The 24932-nt window shown below is 58.2% G+C and carries 25 protein-coding genes; 12 read left to right on the forward strand and 13 right to left on the reverse strand.

What is annotated here, in order from left to right:
• Positions 1–15: 15 nt before the first annotated feature.
• The 6 genes from tsaC (at position 16) to ACTRWH_RS00665 (ending at position 4517) form a co-directional block, all read left to right on the forward strand.
• On the forward strand, positions 16–591 hold the full coding sequence (gene tsaC, locus ACTRWH_RS00640) for an L-threonylcarbamoyladenylate synthase type 1 TsaC (protein WP_075196393.1): 576 nt from the start codon (positions 16–18) through the stop codon (positions 589–591).
• An 8-nt stretch (positions 592–599) separates the two neighbouring features.
• Positions 600–1541, forward strand: coding sequence for an oxygen-dependent coproporphyrinogen oxidase (hemF, locus tag ACTRWH_RS00645; protein ID WP_075196392.1), 942 nt, complete (start codon positions 600–602; stop codon positions 1539–1541).
• A complete protein-coding gene (gene aroE / locus ACTRWH_RS00650; RefSeq protein ID WP_041332733.1) occupies positions 1531–2358 on the forward strand; it encodes a shikimate dehydrogenase in 828 nt (275 codons plus the stop codon). The genes hemF and aroE overlap by 11 nt, the downstream gene beginning before the upstream one ends.
• Positions 2359–2442: 84 nt before the next feature.
• A complete protein-coding gene (locus tag ACTRWH_RS00655; RefSeq protein ID WP_075196391.1) occupies positions 2443–3216 on the forward strand; it encodes a MotA/TolQ/ExbB proton channel family protein in 774 nt (257 codons plus the stop codon).
• A gap of 3 nt (positions 3217–3219) precedes the next feature.
• On the forward strand, positions 3220–4053 hold the full coding sequence (locus tag ACTRWH_RS00660) for a flagellar motor protein MotB (protein WP_075196390.1): 834 nt from the start codon (positions 3220–3222) through the stop codon (positions 4051–4053).
• A 146-nt stretch (positions 4054–4199) separates the two neighbouring features.
• On the forward strand, positions 4200–4517 hold the full coding sequence (locus ACTRWH_RS00665) for a PA4642 family protein (RefSeq protein ID WP_007152958.1): 318 nt from the start codon (positions 4200–4202) through the stop codon (positions 4515–4517).
• 31 nt (positions 4518–4548) lie between these two features.
• Here ACTRWH_RS00665 and ACTRWH_RS00670 read toward each other — a convergent pair whose 3' ends face one another.
• From ACTRWH_RS00670 to ACTRWH_RS00680, 3 genes are all read right to left on the reverse strand, one after another.
• Positions 4549–5004 (reverse strand): Hsp20/alpha crystallin family protein, encoded by a 456-nt coding sequence (locus ACTRWH_RS00670; protein ID WP_085678214.1) that lies wholly within the window; start codon positions 5002–5004, stop codon positions 4549–4551.
• Positions 5005–5135: 131 nt separating this feature from the next.
• Positions 5136–6755, reverse strand: a complete 1620-nt coding sequence (locus ACTRWH_RS00675; RefSeq protein ID WP_462825758.1) for an alkaline phosphatase family protein — start codon at positions 6753–6755, stop codon at positions 5136–5138.
• A 15-nt stretch (positions 6756–6770) separates the two neighbouring features.
• Complete coding sequence (locus ACTRWH_RS00680; RefSeq protein WP_041332737.1) at positions 6771–7307, reverse strand: gamma carbonic anhydrase family protein; 537 nt, start codon at positions 7305–7307, stop codon at positions 6771–6773.
• Positions 7308–7514: 207 nt separating this feature from the next.
• On the opposite strand from ACTRWH_RS00680, the gene prlC reads away from it, so the two are divergent.
• On the forward strand, positions 7515–9560 hold the full coding sequence (gene prlC, locus ACTRWH_RS00685; protein WP_462825759.1) for an oligopeptidase A: 2046 nt from the start codon (positions 7515–7517) through the stop codon (positions 9558–9560).
• Between the two features lie 61 nt (positions 9561–9621).
• Entirely contained in the window at positions 9622–9870 is a 249-nt protein-coding gene (locus tag ACTRWH_RS00690; RefSeq protein ID WP_007152953.1) for a YheV family putative zinc ribbon protein, read from the forward strand.
• A gap of 185 nt (positions 9871–10055) precedes the next feature.
• On the opposite strand, the gene ACTRWH_RS00695 is transcribed toward ACTRWH_RS00690, so the two are convergent.
• Together ACTRWH_RS00695 and ACTRWH_RS00700 are read right to left on the reverse strand one after the other, a co-directional pair.
• Positions 10056–11378 (reverse strand): Na+/H+ antiporter family protein, encoded by a 1323-nt coding sequence (locus ACTRWH_RS00695; RefSeq protein WP_041332741.1) that lies wholly within the window; start codon positions 11376–11378, stop codon positions 10056–10058.
• Between the two features lie 106 nt (positions 11379–11484).
• Positions 11485–11721 (reverse strand): DUF1653 domain-containing protein, encoded by a 237-nt coding sequence (locus tag ACTRWH_RS00700; protein ID WP_041332743.1) that lies wholly within the window; start codon positions 11719–11721, stop codon positions 11485–11487.
• Positions 11722–11881: 160 nt separating this feature from the next.
• On the opposite strand from ACTRWH_RS00700, the gene ACTRWH_RS00705 reads away from it, so the two are divergent.
• Entirely contained in the window at positions 11882–13681 is a 1800-nt protein-coding gene (locus tag ACTRWH_RS00705; RefSeq protein WP_421859056.1) for a sensor domain-containing diguanylate cyclase, read from the forward strand.
• A 2-nt stretch (positions 13682–13683) separates the two neighbouring features.
• On the opposite strand, the gene ACTRWH_RS00710 is transcribed toward ACTRWH_RS00705, so the two are convergent.
• From ACTRWH_RS00710 to ACTRWH_RS00740, 7 genes are all read right to left on the reverse strand, one after another.
• A complete protein-coding gene (locus ACTRWH_RS00710) occupies positions 13684–14070 on the reverse strand; it encodes a DoxX family protein (RefSeq protein WP_036211832.1) in 387 nt (128 codons plus the stop codon).
• A gap of 66 nt (positions 14071–14136) precedes the next feature.
• Entirely contained in the window at positions 14137–14577 is a 441-nt protein-coding gene (locus tag ACTRWH_RS00715) for a group I truncated hemoglobin (RefSeq protein WP_036211834.1), read from the reverse strand.
• Positions 14578–14594: 17 nt separating this feature from the next.
• Positions 14595–15476: a DUF3034 family protein gene (locus ACTRWH_RS00720; protein ID WP_036211837.1), complete on the reverse strand. Its 882-nt coding sequence runs from the start codon at positions 15474–15476 to the stop codon at positions 14595–14597.
• Positions 15473–17848, reverse strand: coding sequence for an EAL domain-containing protein (locus tag ACTRWH_RS00725; RefSeq protein WP_462825760.1), 2376 nt, complete (start codon positions 17846–17848; stop codon positions 15473–15475). Before ACTRWH_RS00725 ends, ACTRWH_RS00720 begins: the two co-directional genes overlap by 4 nt.
• On the reverse strand, positions 17848–18510 hold the full coding sequence (locus ACTRWH_RS00730) for a methylamine utilization protein (RefSeq protein WP_041332744.1): 663 nt from the start codon (positions 18508–18510) through the stop codon (positions 17848–17850). The genes ACTRWH_RS00725 and ACTRWH_RS00730 overlap by 1 nt, the downstream gene beginning before the upstream one ends.
• Positions 18511–18532: 22 nt before the next feature.
• Positions 18533–19180: a hypothetical protein gene (locus ACTRWH_RS00735; RefSeq protein WP_036207815.1), complete on the reverse strand. Its 648-nt coding sequence runs from the start codon at positions 19178–19180 to the stop codon at positions 18533–18535.
• A gap of 201 nt (positions 19181–19381) precedes the next feature.
• Positions 19382–20653 carry an MATE family efflux transporter gene (locus ACTRWH_RS00740; RefSeq protein ID WP_197061327.1) on the reverse strand — a complete coding sequence of 424 codons (1272 nt, stop codon included), beginning with the start codon at positions 20651–20653 and terminating at the stop codon, positions 19382–19384.
• Positions 20654–20916: 263 nt separating this feature from the next.
• On the opposite strand from ACTRWH_RS00740, the gene coxB reads away from it, so the two are divergent.
• The 3 genes from coxB to ACTRWH_RS00755 all read left to right on the forward strand — a co-directional run bounded on the left by coxB (position 20917) and on the right by ACTRWH_RS00755 (position 24679).
• A complete protein-coding gene (coxB, locus tag ACTRWH_RS00745) occupies positions 20917–22041 on the forward strand; it encodes a cytochrome c oxidase subunit II (RefSeq protein ID WP_075196382.1) in 1125 nt (374 codons plus the stop codon).
• A 102-nt stretch (positions 22042–22143) separates the two neighbouring features.
• Positions 22144–23730, forward strand: a complete 1587-nt coding sequence (gene ctaD, locus ACTRWH_RS00750) for a cytochrome c oxidase subunit I (protein WP_075196381.1) — start codon at positions 22144–22146, stop codon at positions 23728–23730.
• A 61-nt stretch (positions 23731–23791) separates the two neighbouring features.
• On the forward strand, positions 23792–24679 hold the full coding sequence (locus ACTRWH_RS00755) for a cytochrome c oxidase subunit 3 (RefSeq protein WP_075196380.1): 888 nt from the start codon (positions 23792–23794) through the stop codon (positions 24677–24679).
• Positions 24680–24688: 9 nt separating this feature from the next.
• On the opposite strand, the gene ACTRWH_RS00760 is transcribed toward ACTRWH_RS00755, so the two are convergent.
• Complete coding sequence (locus ACTRWH_RS00760) at positions 24689–24892, reverse strand: twin transmembrane helix small protein (RefSeq protein WP_007152938.1); 204 nt, start codon at positions 24890–24892, stop codon at positions 24689–24691.
• Between the last annotated feature and the right edge of the window lie 40 nt (positions 24893–24932).

The raw sequence follows: 24932 nt of genomic DNA on the forward strand, positions 1-24932 counted from the left end.
AGACTTGAAGATTTCATGAAATTACCACAGCAACCTTTGTCCGACTGGCACCTTCATTGCGCCCGCCGCACCGTCCTTGGTGGCGGGGTCATTGCCTATCCCACGGAAGCCGTCTGGGGGCTGGGTTGTGACCCCTGGGATCAGGACGCCGTTGAACGGGTCCTGTCGCTCAAGCAGCGTCCCATGGAGAAGGGACTGATCCTTGTGGCGGCGTCTGTTGATCAGATACGGTTCCTGTTGGACCCATTGCCGAAGGAGCAGCAGCGCCAGGCGATGAGTCATTGGCCTGGCCCGGTTACCTGTCTTCTGCCGGATATCCGCAAGCAAATCCCACAACAGGTTCGGGGGCATCACAGCTCCATCGCTGTCAGGGTCAGTGACCACCCTGTTGTGCGCGCCTTGTGCGAGGCGGTCGGCTTTCCCCTGGTTTCAACCTCCTGTAATCCGGCAGGACGCCAGCCGGCCCGTTCCTCCTGGCAGGTACGTCGTTACTTCGAGGGCCAACTGGATTGGCTGGTGCCAGGAGATTTGGGCGGTAATCGTCAACCCAGCCGTATCATCGATATCGTCAGCGGAAAGCAACTGCGCTAGGAGTTCCCATGTCTCAGCACCCTGTCCAGCACCCCGACACCAATGCCGTGAAACAATACCTGCTTGGCCTGCAGGATCGAATCTGCGAACGGCTGGCTGCGGTCGATGGCAAGGGCGTTTTTGAAACCGATGCCTGGGACCGGCCCGAGGGCGGAGGTGGCATCAGCCGGGTGATCACCGATGGCGAGGTGTTCGAGAAAGGCGGTGTAAACTTCTCCCATGTGATGGGCGAGACCATGCCTGCGTCAGCCACCGCGCATAGACCCCACCTGGCGGGTGCGCCCTGGCAAGCCATGGGGGTGTCTCTGGTCATGCACCCTTCGAACCCCTACGTACCCACGTCCCACGCCAACGTCCGGTTTTTTGTTGCGACCCCCGAGGATGCAGAGCCGGTCTATTGGTTTGGCGGGGGTTATGACCTTACGCCCTATTACGGCTTCGACGAGGATTGCGTCCATTGGCACCGGGTTGCGAAAGCCGCTTGTGATCCTTTCGGCGACCAACTGTATCGTGAGTACAAGCACTGGTGTGACAACTATTTCTACCTCAAACACCGGGACGAGCCGCGGGGCGTGGGAGGGTTGTTTTTTGACGACCACAACACCGGGGATTTCAGCCGTGATTTTGCCTTGATGCAGTCAGTCGGGGACAGCTTCATCGATGCCTATGAGCCCATTATCGAGCGACGAAAAGCCATGGTGTGGGGCGATCGCGAGCGCGATTTCCAGCTGTACCGCCGCGGCCGCTACGTGGAGTTCAACCTGGTGTACGACCGGGGCACCCTGTTTGGCCTGCAGTCCGGTGGCCGTACCGAATCCATCCTGATGTCGCTGCCTCCGCTGGTGCGCTGGGAGTACGACTTCGTGCCGGAGCCCGGATCGGAGGAAGCGCGGCTGACGGACTACTTTCTTACCGGGCGGGACTGGCTGGAGAGCGCTGATGCACAATGATCTGTATGCGGTGGTTGGCAATCCGATCAGTCACAGCAAATCCCCCCGCATTCATAGCCTGTTTGCCCGCCAGACCGGCGAGCAGCTGGAATACACGGCCATACAGGCGCCGGAAGACGATTTCGCGAATACCGTAAAAGGCTTTTTTGAACGCGGTGGCAAAGGGTTGAATATCACCGTGCCTTTCAAGGAGCAGGCCTGGCAGTTGGCGGACCTGCGGACCCAGCGCGCCGAGCGAGCGGGTGCGGCGAACACACTCTACAAAGACAGTAAAGGCTCACTTACCGCCGATAACACTGATGGCAAAGGATTGGTTACCGACCTGATGGTCAACCATGGCGTTCGCCTGGCGGGTAAACGCCTGCTGGTGTTGGGCGCAGGCGGGGCCGTTCGTGGTGTTCTGGGGCCGATTCTTGCTGAAGAGCCCGCTGCCCTGACGATTGCCAACCGCACCCTGGCAAAAGCCGAGGGGCTGGTCAGTTTCTTTGAATCCGTGGCCGGCGATACGCACCTGGAGGCCTGCGGATTCGAACAGCCGGCCGACGCTTTCGACGTTATCATCAACGGCACCAGTGCCAGCCTGCAGGGAGATTTGCCGCCGGTTTCCACAAGTGTGATCGGTGCCGACACGGTGATCTACGACATGATGTATTCTCTGCAGACCACCACCTTCAACCAGTGGGCTCTGGACCAGGGAGCCACCCGGGTGTTCGATGGCCTGGGCATGCTGGTGGAACAGGCGGCGGAGTCGTTCCGGATATGGCGTGGAAAAACTCCGGACACCCGTCCGGTGATTGAAGAATTGCGAAACGACTGAGCCCAACCCGGATGAATGGGCTATGCTTCGCAGGTGCAAACGGTTCCCGAAGATCGCTGATTAATCGCTGATTTAAGGTCTCTGATGGATATACTCACCCTTGTCGGGCTGGTGGCAGGCGTACTGATTGTCGTGCTTGCGATGCTGGCTAACGCGTCGATACTGACCTTTTTCAACCTTCCGGGGTTGGCGATTGTGCTGGGTGGCACGTTTGCCGTTACCCTGATCAAGTTTCGTCTGCCTTCGGTGATGAGTGCTTTCAGGCTGGCGTTTTCAGCGGCATTCAAGGACCGCGTAGAACGGCCGGCGGAGTTGATCCGCGAAGTTGGCACATTGGCTCTTGTCGTTCGCAAGGAAGGTATCTTGGGCCTGGAAAACCACCCCACCAAAAACGAGTTTCTGCAAAAGGCCATCAATCTGTGCGTGGACGGCCACCCACCGGAGCTGGTTGAAGAAGCTCTGGCCCAGGAAACCCAACAGACGGCTGAGCGTTACGAAGTCTCCGAAAGGGTATTTCGTGGTATTGGTGAATCCGCTCCGGCCATCGGTATGCTGGGTACGCTGGTTGGCCTGGTGCAGATGCTCAACACCCTCGACGATCCGTCCTCCATTGGCCCGGCCATGGCGATCGCCCTGCTGACCACGCTCTATGGCGCCTTCATCGCCCAGCTGATCGCCCTGCCCCTGGCCGACAAGCTGCAGCTCAAGGCCGAAGATGAGGCACGTAACCAGGTACTGATCACCACGTCGATGCGTACTATCATGCGCGGCGAGAATCCCCGGGTGATGACCGAACTGCTGTCGTCCTTCGTAACGCCGGAGCAGCGCAACGGTCTTGCGCCGGAGCGGGAGGCGTAGGTTTTGGTGGTCCGCCAGCCCGTCAAAAAGAAGAAGCATGGTCGTGGCTCCCCGGCCTGGATCGTCACCTTTGCCGATCTGGCCACCCTGCTGCTGACCTTTTTTATCCTGTTGCTGTCCTTCGCCGAAATGGATGTTGAAAAATACCGTGCTATGGCCAATTCCATGGCGGTGGCCTTCGGCAGCAACCAGGTGCTCGGCGATGCGGTGGGGGGCTCGCCGCTGACATTGATTGAGTCGGATACGGTTTCCCTGCCGGAGCCAATGGAGACGGCGACCGACGAGCCCGAATTTATTGATGAACGCGCGGAGGGGGATGCCCCGACCAAAATTCCGGCGGGTGTGATCGATCTGGCCAGCCGAATGATCGAAGAGCTTGAACCGGAAGTGGCTTCGGAGGCATTGAGCGTCAACTACGATGAAAGCCGGGTGGTGATCCGGTTTTCGGAGGAAGCCACGTTCCGCTCCGGAGAAGCGGCGATCAAGCCGGGAATGGTGCCGATCATCGAGCGCGTGGTAGAGGTGTTGTCTGGTTGCACCGGTGACGTTCTGGTGGCGGGTTACACGGATGACCGCCCGATAGCCAGTGGCCGCTATCGCTCTAACTGGGACCTGTCTGCCGCGCGTGCCGTGTCGGTGGTTCACGAGCTGGTGCTGAATCGTCAGGTGCCGGCGGAGCGGGTTGTCGCGGCGGGCCGGGCGGAAACCAACCCGCTGGCGCCCAACGACAGCCCGGAGAACCGGGCCAAGAACCGAAGAGTGGAGATCGCCATCCGCAACCCGCAATGCGACGACAGCGTGGAGACGGATCAGTTACCGGTGGAAATTAACCCGTGAAGTTCGCATATGCCTGCCGGGAAGCTCCTCATAGTGAATTTATATAACCCCGGCGCTTTTAGATCTTTATACTGTGCAGCCCAACGCAAACACATTTGTCGTAACTATTTGCTGTAAAAAGCTGTAACGAAAAGGCCAGAGAGATTATGAGCGGACCTGACAAACCGAAAGTGATTGGTGAGGAATGGAGCGATGAGCGGGTAAAGAGCTTCCTGGCCATTACGCCCTACGACAGCAACATCAATCCTGACTTCAATGCCCTGATCAAGGCCTACCAGGCCATGATTGCCGAAGACTTTGACCGTTTCGTCGGTTTCTTTGTGGAAGCGGGGCGGGATCTCAACGCAGTTGATGAAAATGGTGAGACTATCCTGGACCTGGTGTCGCGGCACCGTCGTAGCACCGCTTACGCTGAGACACTTCGCAAAGCCGGCGCAAAAACAACGGCAGAGGCCGGGAGCTGAGCCCCGGCTCTACCATTGACGGCCCGCCGGTTTACTGGACGTCCACCTCAATAGCTTTGGGTTCGGCCGGCTCGGCCTTGGTTAACGTCAGCGACAGGATGCCATCCTTGAAGTTGGCCCGGATACTGTTCTCATCCACATTCTCCGGCAGGGTGAACCGGCGCAGGAAGCTGCCATAGATTCGCTCCACGCGATGGTGCTTGCTGTCGTTGGTTTCTTCCTCTTGCTTGCGCTCACCCTGGATGCTCAACACGCCATCCTGCACGGTGACTTTTACATCATCCTTTGACATGCCCGGCAGTTCCGCCTCAATGCGGAACGCTTCCGGTGTTTCCCGGATATCCACCGCCGGTGCCCAGTCGCTGCGGCTGAACAGGTCTTTACCCTCACGCTCGCCATTGCCACGGGCAAGGCCGAAGTAGCGGTTGTAGCGGTTAATCAGGTCTTCGAACTCGTTGACCGGATTCCAGCGAGTAATGTTGGTCATATGAAACCCCTCCTACGAATCTGAAATCACACGTTGATGTCAGCTTCGCTCGCGGAACAGCTCCATACCGGTGGCGCCAGCCGGATGGTTTTCCGTGAACTTCTGCTATTTTCGAATGTAGGATCGGTCGCTTATTTTTCAATAGTGTCTGCAGCAGAAATTTTTACCGGGATGAGAGACGGGCTGAAAGCCTGATGAAGGAAGGGCCGGAAACTGGCCATTGAAGGCCCCGGTTGACCCGAGTGAGGGTGCGCGCCCCAACGGAATCCGCGTAAGCCTTCCTGATCACCGCTTCCAACAAACGGTGCCAGCATTGTGGGGTCGGCGCTGATCACATGAACAACGACGTCGCGGCTGGCGTTGTCGCCTGTGATCAAAGGGGCCGCCTGATGGTCACCTGTCAGCACCAGCAGGGTCTTGTTATCCACATGACGTTTGGCGTACTCGGTGGCCACGTTCAGCGCATAATCCAGCGAGCGGGCGTAGTGATCGCGTACGCGCTCGGGGTCCCGCCACAGGCTTGCGGGTGCTTCGCCGGCATCTTTCCAGCGGTTAAAGATTTCTCCATCGCCAATGCTGTCCCAATCGTCCAGAACCGGGAGTATGGGGACCCATGGCGCGTGGCTGCTGATCAGTGCCACTTCAGCGAACACAGGGGTATGATCGGCGCGCTCCCGAATCTGGCGTTGGAACCATGACCAGGTGTACTGATCCGGCATGGTGACCCAGTTCAGGGCGGGTCCACGATAGCCCATGGAGGTGGAGTGATAGATGCGGTTGTAGCCGAACGCAAGACCCTCCGGCCACTCGCGGGTAATGGCGGGCATAACAGCCACGGAATCATGGCCAGTCGCGCCCATATCGTCAATCAGTGTGGGATAGTCACTGGCCAGGAAAGTGTCGTAATCGAGTTGGGTATCGATCCATTGGCCGCTGAGCAGCGTGGTATGCGCCAGCCAGGATTGACCACCCTGAACGGGGGATTGCAGGCGGCCCGTGACCATATGCAGGCCGGCGTTCGCCAGCACCTGCTCCATTTGCTGGAGGCGAGGCTGGATCAGGCGCCCGTAACGCGGGTCGGTGACGGATGATATGCCGTAGGACTCAATGAACCCCAGGATCACATCGGTTTGAGCAAGCGCTTGCAGTGGCCTGGATTGGCTCGCGCCCGGGTTATCCATCAAGTGTTGTTGGAAAGAGGCCGTTGACTGATAGGTATCAGCGGCCAGTTCAACTTGCTGAGTGGCTGCCCGGGCTGCCGTCAGGCCTACGAATGGTTGCGGTAAGAACGTTACCCCGATGGCGACGATGCCCAGAGACGCAACAGCCCTTGCCGCGGCGCGGGAACGGTTTGCATCAACCTGCCGGAGCAACCGGCTCACGCAGATGCCCAACCCCACGAAGACAGTCAGGGCCATGACGATCAGCACCAGCGACAGCGTCACGCCCAGGTTGCTCTGCAACAGGTTAAACACCGAACCGGCAAGTCCCAACTCGAGATAGAGATTGAAAGGTCGTCCGATGCTGTGGCGAACCAGAACATCACTCAGTGCAAAGAAGGCGAGCAGGCCAAAGAGAGCGCCAACAGTTGCCGCTCCGACACGCTTCCCCGTGCTTTCAGGTAGAAGAGCGAACAGTCCACATATCAACAGGGTTTCCGCAGCCAACCAGGGCATTTGGGAATAGTGAGGCAGCAGCAACGCCAGAAACAGAACGTTCAGCAGGATGGTGGTGAGTAACAGTCGCTTCAATGGCGGATCTCTCCACTAAACCTCATTGAGATAGTCGTCCTTGAGTTTGACGTAATTGGCCGCGGTATACTTGAAGAAGGTCTTTTCCTGATCCGACAACGCCCGGGCCTGTTTGCAGGGTGACCCAACGTACAGGTAACCGGACTCCAGGGTTTTGCCCGGCGGCACCAGGCAGCCAGCAGCGACAATCACCTCGTCCTCCACCACGGCGCCGTCCATGATGATGCAACCCATACCTACCAGCACCCGATTACCAATGGTGCAGCCGTGCAGCAGCGCCTTGTGGCCAACGGTCACGTCATCCCCGATCTGAAGTGGATAGCCACCGGGGTTATAATCACTGGCATGAGTGATGTGCAGCACCGACCCATCCTGAATGCTGCAGCGGTTGCCGATGCGAATCTTGTGCATGTCGCCGCGCACCACGGTCATCGGCCAGATAGAGACGTCATCCCCGGTCTGGACATCCCCGATGACTACTGCGCTTGGGTCAATCCAGGCGCGTTCTCCAAATTGTGGCGTGTTACCCTTGTGTGTTCGTACATTCGACATTACATATACTCTTGAAATGGATTATTGCTTGTGGGGAAGGAGTCTCTGGGTGAGGCCTTTCCAAAACACGCTCAGGCACATCCATGTGGCGCTTGAGCTCCGCCATCCATGGCTCCGCACAGTTTTGGAAAGGCCTCACCCAGAGACTCCCCAAGCGTTGGAGTTACTTCAAATTACATCAGACACCCGGAGCTGAGAAGGGGACTTATGAATAACCCGTTATTGACCGACGACCTGTTGCCCAAGTTTGACCATGTTCGCACCGAGCACATGGAACCGGCAATCGACCAGATTCTCAGCGAGAACCGCGTGAAAATCTCACAACTGGCGCAGCAGGACGAACCCACCTGGGAAACCCTGGCGCAACCGATGCAGGCAACCGAAGACCGGCTGGAAAGAGCCTGGTCGGTGATTTCCCACCTGAACGGTGTGATGAACAGCGACGACCTGCGCAAAGTGTACAAGAACTGCCTGGAAAAGCTCACCGAGTACAGCACCGAGCTGAGCCAGAATGCTGAGCTCTGCGAGGCTTACAAGAAGCTGGCAGCAAGCGACCAGTACAATGAACTCAGCGAGGCACAGCGTAAATCCGTGGACAACACCCTGCGGGACTTCCACCTCGGTGGCGTCGATCTGCCCCAGGAAAAGAAAGAGCAGTACGCCAATCTGTCGATGGAGCTGTCGGAGCTCTCCAACCGTTTCAGCGACAATGTTCTGGATGCCACCCAACACTGGTTCAAGCACATCACCGATGTGGAAGAGCTGGCGGGTGTTCCTGAGAGCGCACTCGATGGCGCCAGGCAGGCAGCACAACAGAAGGATCTGGACGGCTATGTGATCACCCTGGATTTTCCCAGTTTTTACCCCGTGATGACCTACGGTGACAACCGCGACCTACGCCGTGAGGTCTACGAAGCCTTTGTGACCCGAGCGTCCGACATGGGCCCGGATGCAGGCACCTGGGACAACACGCCAGTGATGGCGGAAATCCTCAAGCGTCGTCACGCTATGGCTCAGTTGCTCGGATTCGACAATTACGCCGAGCGCTCCCTGGCCACCAAGATGGCCCGCAATGTGGACGAAGTGCTGGACTTCCTGAACCAGCTGGCGGCCAAGTCCAAACCCATTGCCGAGCGGGAGTTTGCCGAGCTGAAGGCCTTCGCCAGGGACACCCACGGTGTTGAGGACCTGCAGGCGTGGGACATCGGCTACTACAGTGAAAAACTGCGCCAGGAACGCTACGACATTTCCCCGGAAACCCTGCGCCCATGGTTCCCGGTGGACAAGGTGGTCCCGGGCCTGTTTGCCGTGGCCGAGAAGCTGTTCGACGTGCAGATTGAAGCCAAACCAGACGTGGAAACCTGGCACCCGGACGCGACCGCCTATTGCATCAGCCGCAATGGCGAGCCCCTGGCCTGGTTTTACCTTGACCTGTACGCTCGCCAAGGCAAGCGTGGCGGCGCCTGGATGGCGGACTGCCGGGTACGCTGGCGAAACCTGCGCGGCCAATTGCAACTGCCGGTGGCCTTCCTGACCTGTAACTTCACGCCGCCGGTGAACGGCAAGCCGTCACTGCTGACCCACGATGAGGTCACCACGCTGTTCCACGAGTTCGGGCACGGCCTGCACCACATGCTCACCCAGGTGGATGTGCTGGACGTATCCGGAATCAATGGCGTTGCCTGGGACGCCGTCGAGCTGCCCAGCCAGTTCCTGGAAAACTGGTGCTGGAACCCCGAGTCCCTGGCCCTGATCGCCTCGCACCATGAAACCGGTGAGCCGCTGCCGGACGACCTGCTGCAAAAGCTGCTGGCGGCCAAGAACTTCCAGTCCGGCATGGCGATGGTGCGTCAGCTGGAGTTTTCGCTGTTTGACTTCCGCCTGCACGCGGAATTCACCCTGGATGCCCCCACTAACCCGCTGGATATGCACCGCAAGGTGCGTAGCGAGATTGCGGTGGTGGAAGCACCGTCATTCAACCGCTTCCCCAACAGCTTCTCCCACATTTTTGCGGGTGGCTACGCCGCGGGTTATTACAGCTACAAATGGGCCGAGGTGCTGGCGGCGGATGCGTTTTCGCTGTTCGAGGAGAAGGGTATCTTCGATCCGCAAACCGGCAAGGCGTTCCTGAAGAACATCCTTGAAAAAGGCGGTTCCCAGGAACCGATGGAACTGTTCAAGGCGTTCCGTGGCCGTGAACCGGAGGTGGGCGCCCTGCTGAAACAGACGGGTATCACCGAAGACGCGGCTTAAGCCGATATCACCCGGTCAGTGTTGTGGCTGGCCGGGTTCTGGAATTGTTGGAGTTCTAACCATGGCGACCCCCAAACGTTTTATCGCCGGCGCTGTCTGTCCCCGCTGTGCGGAGATGGACAAAATCATGATGTTTACCACCGACGACGATGATCAGGTTCGCGAGTGCGTGGCCTGCGGTTTCACGGATGCGGTGTCTGATACCCCGGAGCCGACCAATCCCGAACTGGAAACCCGGGTGAACAAGCTCGGCAACGAAGATGATCATACCGTTAAGCAGGTGGTGTTCTTTTCTTCCAAGGATGATTGAGGCTTTGGAGTTTGCCTTCCTGTTGTAGCCTGCTGGTTTTGGAGGCCTGGACGGCGTCGTGGTGCTTTCTTCTGGGAAAAAGAACTCGCTGCGCTCAGACACCTTTTTCCCGGCAGAAAGCACCCCCTGCCCCCTCGCAGCCCCCACACCAACCAGGCTAGAAAAGGAGGGCAAACTCCAAAAGCCTAAAGAACCATAGCCGCCAACCACCCAAAGCCCAACAACGGCAGGTTGTAGTGCAGGAACGTCGGCACCACCGTATCCCAGATGTGGTTGTGCTGGCCGTCGACGTTGAGGCCAGCGGTAGGGCCGAGGGTGGAATCCGAGGCCGGGGAGCCGGCATCGCCCAGCGCGCCGGCGGTGCCGACCAGGGCCACGATGGCCAGGGGGCTGAAGCCCAGTTCCAGGGCCAGCGGCACGTAGAGGGCGGCGATGATGGGGATGGTGGAGAAGGATGAGCCGATGCCCATGGTGATTAGCAGGCCGACGACCAGCATCAGCAGGGCGGCCAGAGCTTTGTTGTCGCCGATGGCAGAGACGGAGCCCTCCACCAGAGTGGCGATGTCACCGGTTTCGCGCATGACTTCCGCAAAGCCGGAGGCGGCGATCATGATGAAGCCGATCATTGCCAGCATTTTCATGCCTTCGGTGAACAGGTCGTCGGCTTCTTTCCATTTCACCACCCCGGACAGGTTGAACAGTACAAAGCCAGCCAGCGCCCCGAGGATCATCGAACCCAACCACAGTTGAACCACGAACGCCGCCACGATAGCGACCAGGGCCATCAGCAGCGTGCCGCCGTTGTAGGTCACATCCACCCGTTCGGTGCGGGCAATGGCGTCCAGATTGTAGTGTCGGTCGCCGCGGTAGCTGAAAAAGACGGCAACGAGAAGTCCACAGAGCATGCCGAGTGCTGGCAAGGCCATGGCGGACATGACATTGAGATCAGTGGCGTCGATGCCGTTGTCACCCACGTTCGCCAGCAGTATTTCATTGAGGTATATCCCTCCGAAACCCACAGGCAGGAACATGTAGGGTGTGATCAGGCCGAACGTGAGCACGCAGGCCACCAGGCGGCGGTCCATGTTCAGTTTGGCCATCACATACAGCAGTGGCGGTACAACCAGAGGAATAAACGCAATGTGAATGGGCAGGATATTCTGGGACGACATGGCAATGGCCAGTAGCAGGCCAACGATCAGCAGGCGGATGCCGCCAGCGGCTTTGCCGTTATCCTGCCGGCCCACCAGGTTCAGGGCTTTGTCCGCCAGGGCATGGGCCAGGCCGGATTTGCCGATGGCAACGGCGAAGGCACCGAGGGTGGCGTAGGACAGGGCAACGGTTGCGCCGCCTCCCAGGCCCTCGTTAAACGCGGCAATGGTGGCGTCCAGTGACAAGCCGCTGATCAGGCCGCCGGCAACGGCACCGATAATCAGGGCAACAACAACGTGGATGCGGCACAGGCTCAGTACGAGCATGATCGCTACCGCAGCAACAACGGCATTCATGGCAGACTCCGGGATGTCGGGGATGGCTTTCAGCGCCCCGGAGGTGGGGCGGTTCAGGAAAGCGCGCTAATGTGCCGGAAACGCGTGCTGCAGTCAAAAATCGTGTTTACGTGTGGTCGTCAGCCACGTAGGTAAACCGGGGAACGTCCTCGCCAGCGACTTCCACGGTTTCCTGAAACATCGCCAATGGTCGTACCCATAGGCTGTAGTCGCCGTACAGGCAGCGATAAACGACCATCGGTTCCTCGGTTTCGCTGTGGCGGGCCACGCCGATAACGTCATAGTCCCTGCCTTTGTAGTGGCGGTAGCGGCCAGGGCGTAGCTCTGATTTCTTATCGGTCATCGTGTTTCTCCATACGTAGTTGATTGCTACGCATTTTTGAGGCGGACTTACTCCCAGTAAACGTCTAGACTGGTAAGAAGTAAACGCAAGGAGGCATTGGGACTGACTGTTGGCATCGACAGTTTAGTTGAGTTTTCCTGTTCCGGGTAACACGGCCACTATGAGCACTTTTTCAGTTTGCCGACTGGTGCGGATACTGTTGCTGGCGCTGACCATGGCCGCGGGCCCTGCCTACGGTGAAAGGGCATCGTTTGCCTGGTTTGAAGCATCGGGGCCGGAGACGGATGTGGAGGATATCCGTGGCCTGGCGGAAGCGCAATGGCAACCAGTTGCCCGTAAACAAACCCTGAATTTTGGCTTCACCAAAAGCACCTATTGGCTACGAGTTGAGGTGCCTGCTGAGCCGGTTAACCGGGTGCTGGAAATCGGCTATCCCCTGTTGGACGATGTGCGGGTCTACTGGTATATCGGGGGCGAGCAGGTGGAACGCCATGTCACCGGGGACAGTCGCAAGTTCGGCTCCCGCCCGATTTACCACCGCAACTTTGTTTTTCCGGTACCTTCGAACAGTGACCCCACCACAGCGTATGTCCGTGTTCAGAGTGAGGGGGCGGTGCAGATCCCGGCCCAGGTTATCGAGTCGGCGGACTTTCTGGCGCGTGAGCAACTGGACTACGGCTGGCAGGCGGTTTTCCTGGGCATCATGATTGCCATGGCCCTGTACAACCTGTTTGTATTCGTCATCGTCCGTCAACAGGCCTATCTGTGGTACGTGTTGACCGTGGTTGCTTCTGCACTGGTGTTGCTGAACTTCAACGGCCTGGTGTTCCAGTGGCTTTGGCCGGATTTGCCGATTCTGAACCGTTACTTCACGGCCCCGGCCATATCGGCCAACATTCTGTTTGCGGTGATGTTTGCACTGAACTTTCTCGCCGTCCGAAATTACAGCCGGGTGTCCTACCGCGTGTTGCAATTGGTGGCATTGGTCAGTGGGTGCAGTCTTGTCTACGGCCTTTTCGGGTCTTACCAGAGCTCTACAGCCATCATCAGCGTATTCGCGGCGGTAATCACTCCCCTTACCTGGATTCTTGGCCTGGTCGTCTGGCGCAAGGGCCAGGCATTGGCGGGGTTCTACGTGGTGGCATGGACCCCGTTACTGCTCGGGCATCTGGTTATGTCGATCAGTAAAATCGGCCTTATTCCTACCAGCACGGTAACAGAGCTTGCACCCCAGACGGGTGTGGCGCTGGAGGTCATTTTGATGTCGTTTGCCCTGGCGTACAGAATCAACCTTGAGCGCCGCCTCAGGATTGAGGCCCAGGACCATGCCCTGGACATCCAGCTGCAAGCCAACCAGACGTTGGAAGCCCGCGTTCAGGCGCGTACGGAAGAGCTGGAGCAAGTCAATGAGCAACTCAAGGCGGTTTCCATTACTGATGGCTTGACCGGGGTTGCCAATCGTCGCCAGTTTGACGAAAAACTGGAGGCAGAATGGCACCGTGCCCTGCGCCAGGGACATCCCCTGAGCCTGGTCCTGTTGGATATTGATTACTTCAAACGGGTGAACGACAACTTTGGCCATCTGGCGGGGGATGATTGCCTGGTCAGTGTCGCGTGGGTCTGCGCCGCCGAAATCCAGCGCTCAGGAGATTTGCTGGCGCGATACGGCGGCGAGGAATTCAGTGTGCTCCTGCCGGCGACGCCGGAGGCCGGGGCCGCCAATGTGGCTGAACGCTTGCGGGTGGCTGTGGCGGGTACATCGGTTTACGTTGGTGACCACAGCAGCCCATTGAACCTGTCGGTGAGCGCCGGGGTGGCCACCATCCTGCCGGAACCGGGCAGCCGCCCCGAGGACCTCATCGGCAGGGCCGATGAGGCCCTGTATGCCGCTAAGGGCGCAGGGCGTAACCAGGTGATGGTATTCCGGGAGTCGGGCGCAGAGGCCATCGCCGGTTCCTAACGTCAGTTTTTCAGCTTGTAGCGGCCGGGGCCGAGAAAAATAACGGCTACCGCGATGAACAGGAAGAAACCCTGCAGCTCCAGTGCCCAGCCGCCGTGATTGCCCAATGTCATCAGTTCATGGCTGTGTACCAGCGCTATGGCCACCAGCATGTTGAAGGCGATGAGTAAGGCGCCGATACGGGTCTGGTAGCCCAGGATCACCATTAATGGTGCCAGCAACTCACCAATGAACACGCCCCACGCGAAAAAGGCGGGAATCCCATGGCTGGCCAGTTGGCCTTCGATGAAGCCCACGCCATGGAACAGCTTGGCGATGCCATGAAACAGCAATAGTCCGCCCAGGGTCAGTCGAACAATCAGTTTTCCCAGATCCGCGTTGTCGAGCAAGGTTTATTCTCCCGTCAGGAAAGGTTTATTGGTCAGCGGGCAAGCTTAACCGGTTTGTCGCCCGGCTCAAAGGTTGCGGATCTGGGGGTACAGCGGCACCAGTTTTTTGATCAGTTGGTTCTGCGCACCCGTGGGTATGCCGTTCTCTTCCATGGCCAGGATGAGGTTCTCGGCCAGGGCATTGAATTGGGTGTCCGTCACGTTCATATCGGCGTGGCTTTCGCGCATTCCGCGCCCGGAATAGGTGCACGGCCCACCACTGAGTTCGCAGAGTTGGTCCGTCAGGTTGGTGTGGAACTGGCGCACGTCAATGCCACGAAACTGATCGTTGATACGCTCGTCTTCGACAATCCGGTAGAGCAGGTCTTCGACGATATCGGCAATGCCGGAACGCTCCCCAAGCTGCTGATAGAGAGAAGTATTCTGTTGACTGGATTCAACCATGGACTGGCAACCGGAGAGGACCAGCAGGGGCAGCAGAACCATGATGATGACGGAATGTTTCATAGTATCCTCCCGGGTTGTCAGAAACTGGCCTGCAGTGACAGGTAGGCACCGCGCTGGTCTTCCAGAGTGGCAACGTCACCAAGATTGACCAGGGCGGCCGTGACCGACAAGCGACGGTCGGGTACCCAGGCTACGAAAACATCCCACCAGTCGTCCTCGGTGGCGAAACCCAGGTTGTCCGGTTTCTGGCGGTATTCGGTACCCACCAGCCACTGGCGGGTCACAAACAACCCGACACTGCCTTCAAACATCGCCTCGTAGCTGTCGTTACGGTCGCCACCGAAACCCAGAAGGCCGCCCTGGTTGGCCTTGGTCCCGCGAACGGTGGCATTGACCAGCAGATTGCGATCCATCACCGCCGCGAAGAAGAGTTTGCTGCCTCCGACGTAGATATCGGTGCCGCTGTCATCTTTGGCGCCGATGGCGTCGGGTACGGTAAACTCGCGGTTGCGTTTGTGCAGAAGCCCAGCTGACCATTGCCCCCAGGGGCTGTAGAGGGCGTCGCCGGCGAGTCTCACTTTGAGCCCGAAAACGTCCTGTACCAGTTCGTCCTCTTCAAGGCCAAAGCCGTTTTTCAGGGTGAACACCAGGCTATCCAGGTCCAGAGTCTGGCGTGCCAGCGTGAGCTCAACACGATTGTTCCAGGTGACGCCTGTCCCGACCACCGACAGGGTATAGTCGTCGGTTTCGGCGCGGGACAGGGTCAGCGTGCCCCCCCACTCTTCATCGCTGGCATAACCGCCAAGCAGGGCCCAGGGTGACAGACCGCCCCCGGCGGCACCCCCGATGGACGTTACCCCACCGGTGGCCCAGAGTCTGCTGCCCGTGTCTGCGAACAGGTTCGCCGATGCCGTTAATGCCAGTAAACCGGTGCCTAGTACCCTGGCCAAGCGTGTCATGACGTGGTTTCTCCTGCGTATCTGAGTTCCTGCTGACGGTCCGTCAGCGACTGTTCTGTCTCCTTCAGGTCGCCAGCGGCGACGGGGCGGCTGAGAAAGTACCCCTGCCCGATCTCGCAGCCCCAGTCCCGCAACAGCGCCCAGCTTTCGGCGTTCTCGATTCCTTCCGCGACAACCCGCAACCCCAGGCCATGGGCCATATCTATGGTGGAGCGCACGATGAGCTGGTCCTGGGGTTCGGTATTCAGGCGCAGGACGAAGGATTTGTCGATCTTGAGTTCCTGCACCGGCAGGTTGCGCAATTGCGACAGCGAGGAATAGCCCGTGCCAAAGTCGTCCACCGACAGTGTGACACCGAGTTGGCGTAAGCGCCGCAGGGTTTCAAAGGCCGTTTCGGGTTCCTCCATCAGGGCGCTCTCGGTTACCTCCAGAGTGATACTGGACATGGGTAACTGCCATTGGGAGAACGCCTCGGCAACTTCCTTGGCGAGTTCCGGGCGGGTCAGGTCGAGCGCCGACAGGTTGATGGCAACACCAATATTCAGGCCCGCGGCGTGCCACTTGCCAGCATCGTTGGCAACACGGCGGAGGATGTGTCGGGTCAGTTCGGTGATCTGGCCGGATTGCTCCGCCAGGAAAATGAATTCTTCCGGCGAGATGAACCCCAGGTCCGGGTGAATCCAGCGCACCAGTGCTTCGGCCTGATGAAAGCCGGCAGACGCCATATCAAGTTTGGGCTGGTAGTTCATATGCAATCCGTTGCTGGCAATGGCGTGGTGCAGATCAGAGATCAGCTGAAGTTCCCTCAGGTGGTTCTCATCCTGCCCTGGCTGATAATGGGTTACGGGCAGCCGGCTTTTTTGTGCCTGTTCGAACGTGAGGTTCAGGCGCCTGCGAACCTGGTCGGTATCGATGGCGTCCTGGGGTAGCTGCAGCGTAACCATGGTGCAGCGAAGGGAGAACGGAGTGTTGTCGATGAACAACGGCGATTCCACGATTTCGCTGATCCTGGTGGCAAGTTTATCGAGCTCGGATTGCGGCTGGAGACCAGTCATCATCAGGAATTCGGCGCCTCCGGTCCTTGCCAGTGCTGAGCTGCCGGGCAGTGCTTCCTCCAACCTGGCCGACACCGCCTGTAAAACCTTGTCCCCGAACTCGAGGCCCAGAGTGTCATTGACGTCAGAAATATCATTGAGGCGCAGGCCCATCAGGCTGCAGGGGCGGTGGTTGTCGAATTGCTCCCGCAGGCGCGACAGGAAGGCGTTTCGATTGGGTAGCCCGGTAATTTCATCGTGGCTGGCGGCGTAGTGTATCTGCTCCTCGCGGTCCCGCAGTTTGCTCAGCATGTCGCCGAGCGCCCTGCGTAATTCGGCCAGTTCACCGCCGGCGCGGATACGGGGAGGTGCGGGCGTGTGGCCATCGCCGATGGCCTTGGCATAGTCCGCCAGTTGCAGGACTGGTTGCCCCATGTTGCGAGCGATAATGAGCGCAATCAGGGCAGCCAGCACCAGAACGGCACTGACCAGCGTAAGAATTTCCACAGCACGCTCATAGTAGTTGCTGAGACGGGCCTCACGGTTGATTAAGAGCAGCAGCTGCAGGGCCGGCGTTTCGTCCCCGGTCAGGCTTATGATGCGGGTGAAGTAATGTGTACTCTCAAGAAACTGGTCCTCGCCGGACGTCCTGGCCATGGCATTGTTCAGTTCATCCAGCCTCGATGCGTTGATGGAACCCGGGTCGGTAAGAATCTGATAACTGCCTTCCTCAACAGAGGAGGCCCTGAACAACACCTCGGTTCCGCTTAGTCGACCGATAATGTCGGTAAGATCATTGTTGAGGTTAAAACCGGCAATCAGCCATGCCCTTAATCCAGGTGCTTCCACCGGAATGGTGAGCAGTTCAAAGCCGTCCGCACCGAAAACGCTCATCTGGCTGGCAAAGCCTGTTTGTCGCGCCTTGGAGAGCATTTCTGTAACCAGCGGGCTATTGGCAAACGCATCGGGCAGCCCATCGGTGTCGGCAAGGATATGCCCGTCGCTGCCAAGCAAGACGGCAAAATCGGCATTCACCCTTCGGGCCTGATTGGTCAGCGCACTGTCTGTGGTGGCGCGATCTCCGCTGGCGACGGCAGAGCGAAAGCCAAAATCACGGATCACAACGTCCAGCCGGGAAAGAATCAGGCTGGTGCGGCGCTCAAGCACCTCCTCTGCCACTTGCTCGCCGAGACTCAATTGCTCAAGTGCACGTGCCTTTTCATCCTCGAACAGGTAAAGCATCAACAGTGCACCGATGCTCAGGCTGACGATGGCCACCATGGTGACCATGACGGTCACCAAACGTCCACGAAACCCTATTCGGCTAGCGACCGCCATCAAAGCTCCCGGAAACGTTCTTGCAGGCCATCCAGCCTGTCATCACTCGCGGGTTCCGGGGACAATTCCACCGACAGTTCGAGTGATGCAGGGTAGGGTTGCTCAACGGTGAATCGGGCCATACGGGTGTTGTCTGTCAATCGGGGGTGCCATATCTGGAGCTCAATCTTACCGGACCCATCGTCTGCCGACGGCGGAATCTCAACCGTCAAACGGCCCTGTTCATCGGTTCGGCCGGAGGGTGCGCTGTCGGTGACCAGAATAAACGCCTGCATGTGGTCATGGATGTTGCAGCCAATTTCCACCACACCGGTCTTGTCGAAGACAACCGGTTCCGTCGGACGTCCGGCGTATAGCTCAATGTTGAATGCCTTGGCGGGTGAGAATGAGTAGACGTGGTGCTGAGTGTTGTCCTGGTTGGGAAAATCCACTCTGGAATTCTTGGGTATGATCAACGTATGGGGGTGAAAGTTGCGATTTTTTTGGACAATCTCAGCTTCTACGGGGGATTCCGAGAGGCCGTTTTCCAGAATCACCACGGCATTGGCGACCGGCTTTCCTGACAGGTTATCGGTCAGTTGAAGAGGTACGGTGTTGGTCTCGGCGCCGTTGCAGAGAGAGCCTGCTAGCAACAGAAACAGGGTAACGGTCAGCTTGTACATCAATGTTGTTCATCCGTATTTTCTAAAGACCCGCTCCTAACGACAAGCGTATGTGGTTACGGACCAGCAGGTTTTCCCAATAGTGTCTCATCCAGTCCCATGCAACGTTCCTTGTCTGTTCTACGAACGGGTCCAGGTTCAGTTCGTAATAGTCCGGTGAGCCGGCAATCTGCAACACGGTGACGGTGATGGACTGGTCCAGTTCGTTGGCGAACGGTTCGCCGATCAACTGATGCGCCAGCAGATTTGCCCGTGTTGCCTCCACGTCGACCAGTTCGCTGGCGCGGGTGGAGCGGTTGTTCTCGTACATTTCCTCCATCAGGCGGTGGCAGAGATAGGCTCGTATCAGAAGCCCGTCAAGGCCATCATAACGTACCAGAAGAACCGACGGTTGAGTAAAATAACCGATGGCAGCCTCTACAAAAGGCGCAAACAACTCGGCCTTGCCGGCTTCTCTCGCACAGGCTTCCACGCACTCAATCAGTCGTGGCGCCATTTCGATGTACTCAATGGCAAACTGGAACAGGCAGGTCGCCGGTTGGTAACCGTCAATGGTGATGGTGGCAGGCAGCGACGACGCCCTTTCCCGCATCTGCTTGAGAAAGGTGCCGGAACGGGCTTCCTGCCGTCGGGCCTGATCAATGATGTCGAGAACTACCTTTGGTGTCATTTCAGGAGATGCCGGTCTCTGAACGGAATGGGGTCGCAAGGCGCCTCCCGTTATACGCATGGGATCGTCAGGGGCATGGGGAAGCGGCTGGCTACCGCAACATGCCTGCCTTTTCTCACAAGTGTAGACGAGATTTAACAGGCTGCTGTGGTGTGTGCATTAAACCTGAACGTGTTGTCCATGGATTGGCTTCAAGCTTCTTCACTGTTCTGAAAACCAGCGATCGTGCCGCGAATGGCTCAAAAACAGCCAACCCATGGAAATTGCCCGTGCCAGCATCAGGCAGATCAGCGAGAACCACAGTCCATGATTACCCCACCCGGTCGTCAGCCACCAGACCGGGAGGAAGACCACCAGCGCCGAAAACAGCATGGTGTTCTGCATGTCCCGTGTGCGGGTTGCGCCGATAAACACGCCATCCAGAAGGAAGCCCCACACCGAGGCCAGCGGCAGCATCCACAGCCAGGGCAGATAGTCCCAGGCGGTTGCGCGCACTTCCTCGATACCGGTCAGCAAGCCGATGAGGAAGCGCCCGCCAAGAACAAAGGCGACGGTAAACAGCACGGAACCCCACAACGACCACCGGAATGCCACCCGAAAGACGTTTTTGAACTGGCGCCGATTGTTTCTTCCCACCGCTTCACCAATCAGTGCCTCGGCGGCATTGGCAAAGCCGTCAAGGCCGTTGGAAATGATCAGTAGAAAGGTAATCAGCACCGCGTTGGCGGCCAGTATGGTGTCGCCCTGTCGCGCACCCTGTGCGGTGAAGAAGGCCAGCACCAGAAGCAGGGCAATGGTGCGCACCATGATGTACCGGTTGACCTGTAATATTCTGAGGTAGTCCCGCAGTTGCCCGAACAGCGCCCGCTCAAACCCCTGGCCGTCCGGCATGCGTTTCAGCACCATGTAGAACCCGATGGCGGCCGCCGAGTACTCTGCCATCACGGTGGCCATGGCAACGCCCCGGCTGTTCCAGCCAAAACCGGTCACAAAGAGCACATCGAGAACAATGTTGAGCCCGTTGGCCACAATCAGCATGACCATGGGGCCCCGCGCGTACTGGGTGCCTATCAGCCAGCCCACCAGCGTGTATTGGCAGAGCACGGCCGGCGCGCTCCAGATACGGATGCTGGCGTACTCTGCTGCCAGCGCGGCAACACGTTCACTGGGGTTCATCAGAGTCAGGCCCAGTTTGATCAACGGCTGATGGAACAGAATCAGCAACAGGCCGATACCGATAGCCAGCAACACGGAGCGTAGCAGCAGGGCAATCTGCGCAAACTCATCGCGCTTGCCCCAGGCCTGGGCAGCCAGCCCCGTCGTGCCCATGCGCATAAAGCCAAAGGTCCAGTAGAGTATGCTGAACAGGTTTGCGCCCACCGCGACAGCCCCCAGATATTCCGGTGTATCGAGGTGTCCCAGCACGGCCGTATCCACAAGCCCCAGCAGCGGCACAGTGAGATTGGTGAGCATCAGTGGCCAGGCCAGCGCCCAGAGCCTGCGGTCGGTGGTGGCGAGTTGCGGAGCGGGTTCTATGGGAATGAGAGGCTTTCCTTCTTTAGTACATTTATGGGTGGACGGACTTTCGCATTTTTTTGATCTGTGTCTATACTGGGTTGTGTATTATCCATAGCAGACTTCCACCCTGACCTGGATAGTGTGTGCGAGCACTGTCTGGAACAGGGGGATTGGACGCAAAATCCGACAAGAATAACACTCTGTGGAGACACAGTATTATGCGCGTGCACGCTAAGCGGGCAGGTGTCCTCTTGGGCGGGCTTATGACGCCAGCGTTGTCCATGGCGGACTGGACGCTGAACATGAGTCCCGGGGTCACCGGTACCAGCAATGAAATCTTCAGCCTTCACATGACGATCCTCTGGATCTGCGTTGTCATCGGCATCGTGGTGTTTGGGGTCATGTTCTGGTCCATCTTCGCCCATCGCAAGTCCCCGGGCCGAAAACCGGCAAACTTTCACGAGAATACCCTGGTCGAGATTCTCTGGACCATCATTCCCCTCGTGATTCTGGTGGTAATGGCGATTCCTGCCACTGCAACGCTTGTGGACATGTACGACACCAGCGAAGCTGACGTAGACATCAAGGTTACCGGCTATCAGTGGCGCTGGAAATACGACTACATAGAGGATGATTTTGGGTACTTTTCCAATATCACCACCAGCGATGACGAAATCTACAACCGCACCGAGAAAACCGAGAACTACCTGTTGGAAGTAGACAACCCGATGGTAGTGCCTGTTGGAGCGAAAATCCGCCTGTTGGTCACCGCCAATGATGTTATCCACTCCTGGTGGGTGCCTGCCTTCGGCGTGAAAAAGGACGCCATTCCCGGCTTTGTGAATGAAACCTGGACCAGGGTCGACGAGCCCGGTATCTATCGTGGTCAATGCACCGAGCTGTGTGGCGTAAAACACGGTTTCATGCCTGTGGTGGTCAAGGCGGTGCCTCAGGACGAATACGATGCCTGGGTGGCTGAGCAGAAGGAGGCGGCCCAGCGTGAGCGTGAGCTGACCGAGAAAGACTGGACCCTGGAAGAGCTGATGGCACGTGGCGAAAAAGCCTATGCCAGCGCGTGTGCTGCCTGCCACCAGGCGGACGGTAGCGGTGCGCCGCCAGCATTCCCGGCTCTGAAGGGCAGTAAAGTCGTGACCGAAGACATGCAGGCGCATATGGATATTGTTGTAAACGGCGTTTCCGGCACCGCCATGCAAGCGTTTGGCGGTCAGCTGAGCGAAGTCGACCTCGCAGCGGTCATCACCTATGAGCGGAATGCCTGGGGTAATGACACCGGTGAAATGGTGACGCCAAAAGAAGTCTTCGAGTACAAGAATCAGGAATGATGAACCGGGTGGGGTGGAGCGAAGGCTCCAGTCCACCCTATCCAATGACGCCAGATTAATGACATCACCAGCCTGAATATACGGCGGTAACGGGGGTTTTTCATGAGTGCGGTTGCAGATACCCACGCCCAGGACGATCATCACCACGGCCCCGCAAAGGGCTTTTCTCGGTGGCTGCTGACGACCAACCACAAAGATATCGGGTCCATGTACCTGATATTCAGTTTTGCGATGTTCCTGCTCGGCGGAACCATGGCCATGGTGATCCGGGCGGAACTGTTCCAGCCAGGCCTGCAGATTGTTGAGCCGGAATTCTTTAACCAGATGACCACCATGCACGGTCTTATCATGGTGTTTGGTGCGGTGATGCCGGCCTTCGTTGGCCTGGCGAACTGGATGATTCCATTGATGGTGGGTGCCCCGGACATGGCGCTGCCGCGAATGAACAACTGGAGCTTCTGGCTCCTGCCCTGCGCGTTCCTGATTCTGGTGTCCACGCTGTTTATGGAAGGGGGGGCGCCCAACTTTGGCTGGACCTTCTACGCGCCATTGTCGACGACCTATGGCCCACCGAGCACCACGTTCTTTATCTTCGCCGTTCACATCATGGGTGTGTCGTCGATCATGGGTGCTATCAACGTGATCGCCACTATCCTGAACATGCGGGCACCAGGCATGACGCTGATGAAGATGCCCCTGTTCGTCTGGACCTGGCTGATTACGGCGTTCCTGTTGATTGCCGTTATGCCGGTGCTGGCCGGCGTCGTCACCATGATGCTGATGGACATCAACTTCGGCACCAGCTTCTTTGATGCCTCCGGCGGTGGTGACCCGGTACTGTTCCAGCATGTGTTCTGGTTCTTCGGGCACCCCGAGGTCTACATCATGATCCTGCCTGCGTTCGGGGCGGTGTCCCACATTATTCCGGCGTTCTCCCGCAAGCCGTTGTTTGGCTACGCGTCGATGGTATATGCGGTGGGCGCCATCGCCCTGCTGTCGTTTGTGGTCTGGGCTCACCATATGTTCACTGTCGGCATTCCCATCGCCGGTCAGCTGTTCTTCATGTATGCGACCATGCTGATTGCCGTGCCCACGGGCGTGAAGGTGTTCAACTGGGTGGCGACCATGTTCCGGGGGTCACTGACCTTCGAGGCGCCGATGCTGTTTGCGGTCGCCTTCGTCATCCTGTTTACCATCGGCGGTTTCTCCGGCCTGATGCTGGCCATTGCACCGGCTGACTTCCAGTATCACGATACCTACTTCGTGGTAGCACACTTCCACTACGTACTGGTACCGGGCGCCATCTTCGGCATCTTTGCCTCGGCGTATTTCTGGCTGCCCAAGTGGACCGGCCATATGTACGACGAAACACTGGGCAAGACGCATTTCTGGCTGTCGTTCATCGGTATGAACCTGGCCTTCTTCCCGATGCACTTCCTCGGTTTGGCGGGTATGCCGCGGCGTATTCCGGATTACGCGCTGCAGTTTGCCGACTTCAACATGGTGTCCAGCATTGGCGCATTCATGTTTGGTGCCAGTCAGATCCTGTTCCTGGTGATTGTGGTCAAGTGCGTCAAAGGCGGTGAAAAGGCCTCTGCCCAGCCGTGGGACGGTGCCGAAGGCCTTGAGTGGACAGTGCCCTCTCCGGCGCCCTACCACACCTTTGCCACGCCGCCGGAAGTGAAGTGAAACAGAGGCTGACTGTCGCCCACAACAACAAACGATAACGGATAAGCCATCGGAGATTGTCATGGCGGAAAACCAGACGTACTACGTTCCGGAACAGAGCAAGTGGCCGATTGTCGCCACCGTCGGGCTGGGGGTTACCCTCTACGGCGCGGCGGCCATTATGGTGAACGGCCAGCAGGGTGAGAGCACCACCGGCTCCTGGGTGATGTTCTTGATCGGTTCCCTGATCATGGCCTACATGCTGTTTGGATGGTTCGGGACCGTCATCAAGGAAAGCCGGTCAGGCCTGTACAGCCCACAGATGGATCGTTCCTTCCGCTGGGGTATGAGCTGGTTCATTTTTTCCGAGGTCATGTTCTTCGCGGCTTTCTTCGGTGCCCTGTTCTACACCCGGATGTTCGCGGTGCCCTGGCTTGGCGGTGAAGGCGACCGTGGCAGTTCCAATATCCTCTGGGAAGGTTTCCAGGCGACATGGCCGCTGATCAACAATCCTGACCCCGACGCTTACCCGGCACCGGAAGGCATTATCGGCCCCTGGGGTTTGCCACTGATCAACACCATTCTGCTGGTGACGTCGTCCTTTACGGTTACGGTTGCGCACCATGCCCTCAAGGAAGACAACCGCAAGAAGGTCAAACTCTGGCTGAGCGCCACCATTGCGCTGGCGCTGATCTTTGTGTGTGTCCAGGGCTATGAATACGCTCACGCCTATCAGGATCTGAACCTGACCCTGCAGTCCGGCATTTATGGCAGCACCTTCTTCATGCTGACCGGGTTTCACGGCGCCCATGTGATACTGGGTACCCTGATGCTCACGATCATGTTGATCCGCATACACAAAGGCCATTTCACCGGCGATTACCACTTTGGTTTCGAGGCGTCGGCGTGGTACTGGCACTTCGTGGATGTGGTCTGGCTCGGGCTGTTCGTCTTCGTTTACGTGCTCTGACGACGCGCGTCAGGGGGTCGGATTCAGGGTCAGGCCCCCTTGCCATACCGAAATCAGAATGACTGCCAGCAGCAGTACGCTGAGGGCGACCCGCAACGCCAGGGAATTCAGGACACGGTTCGTTTTCCCGCCATCCCGGATCAGGAAGAACAGACCGCTGAACAGGCTCACCAGAACGGCCAGCATGAGTACGACAATGAGAATCTTCAGCATGGGAAATCCTGTAAACGGGAATGTAGATCCAGAGCCCACT

It is taken from the genome of Marinobacter sp. G5_S1_61_S3 (genome assembly GCF_054968585.1).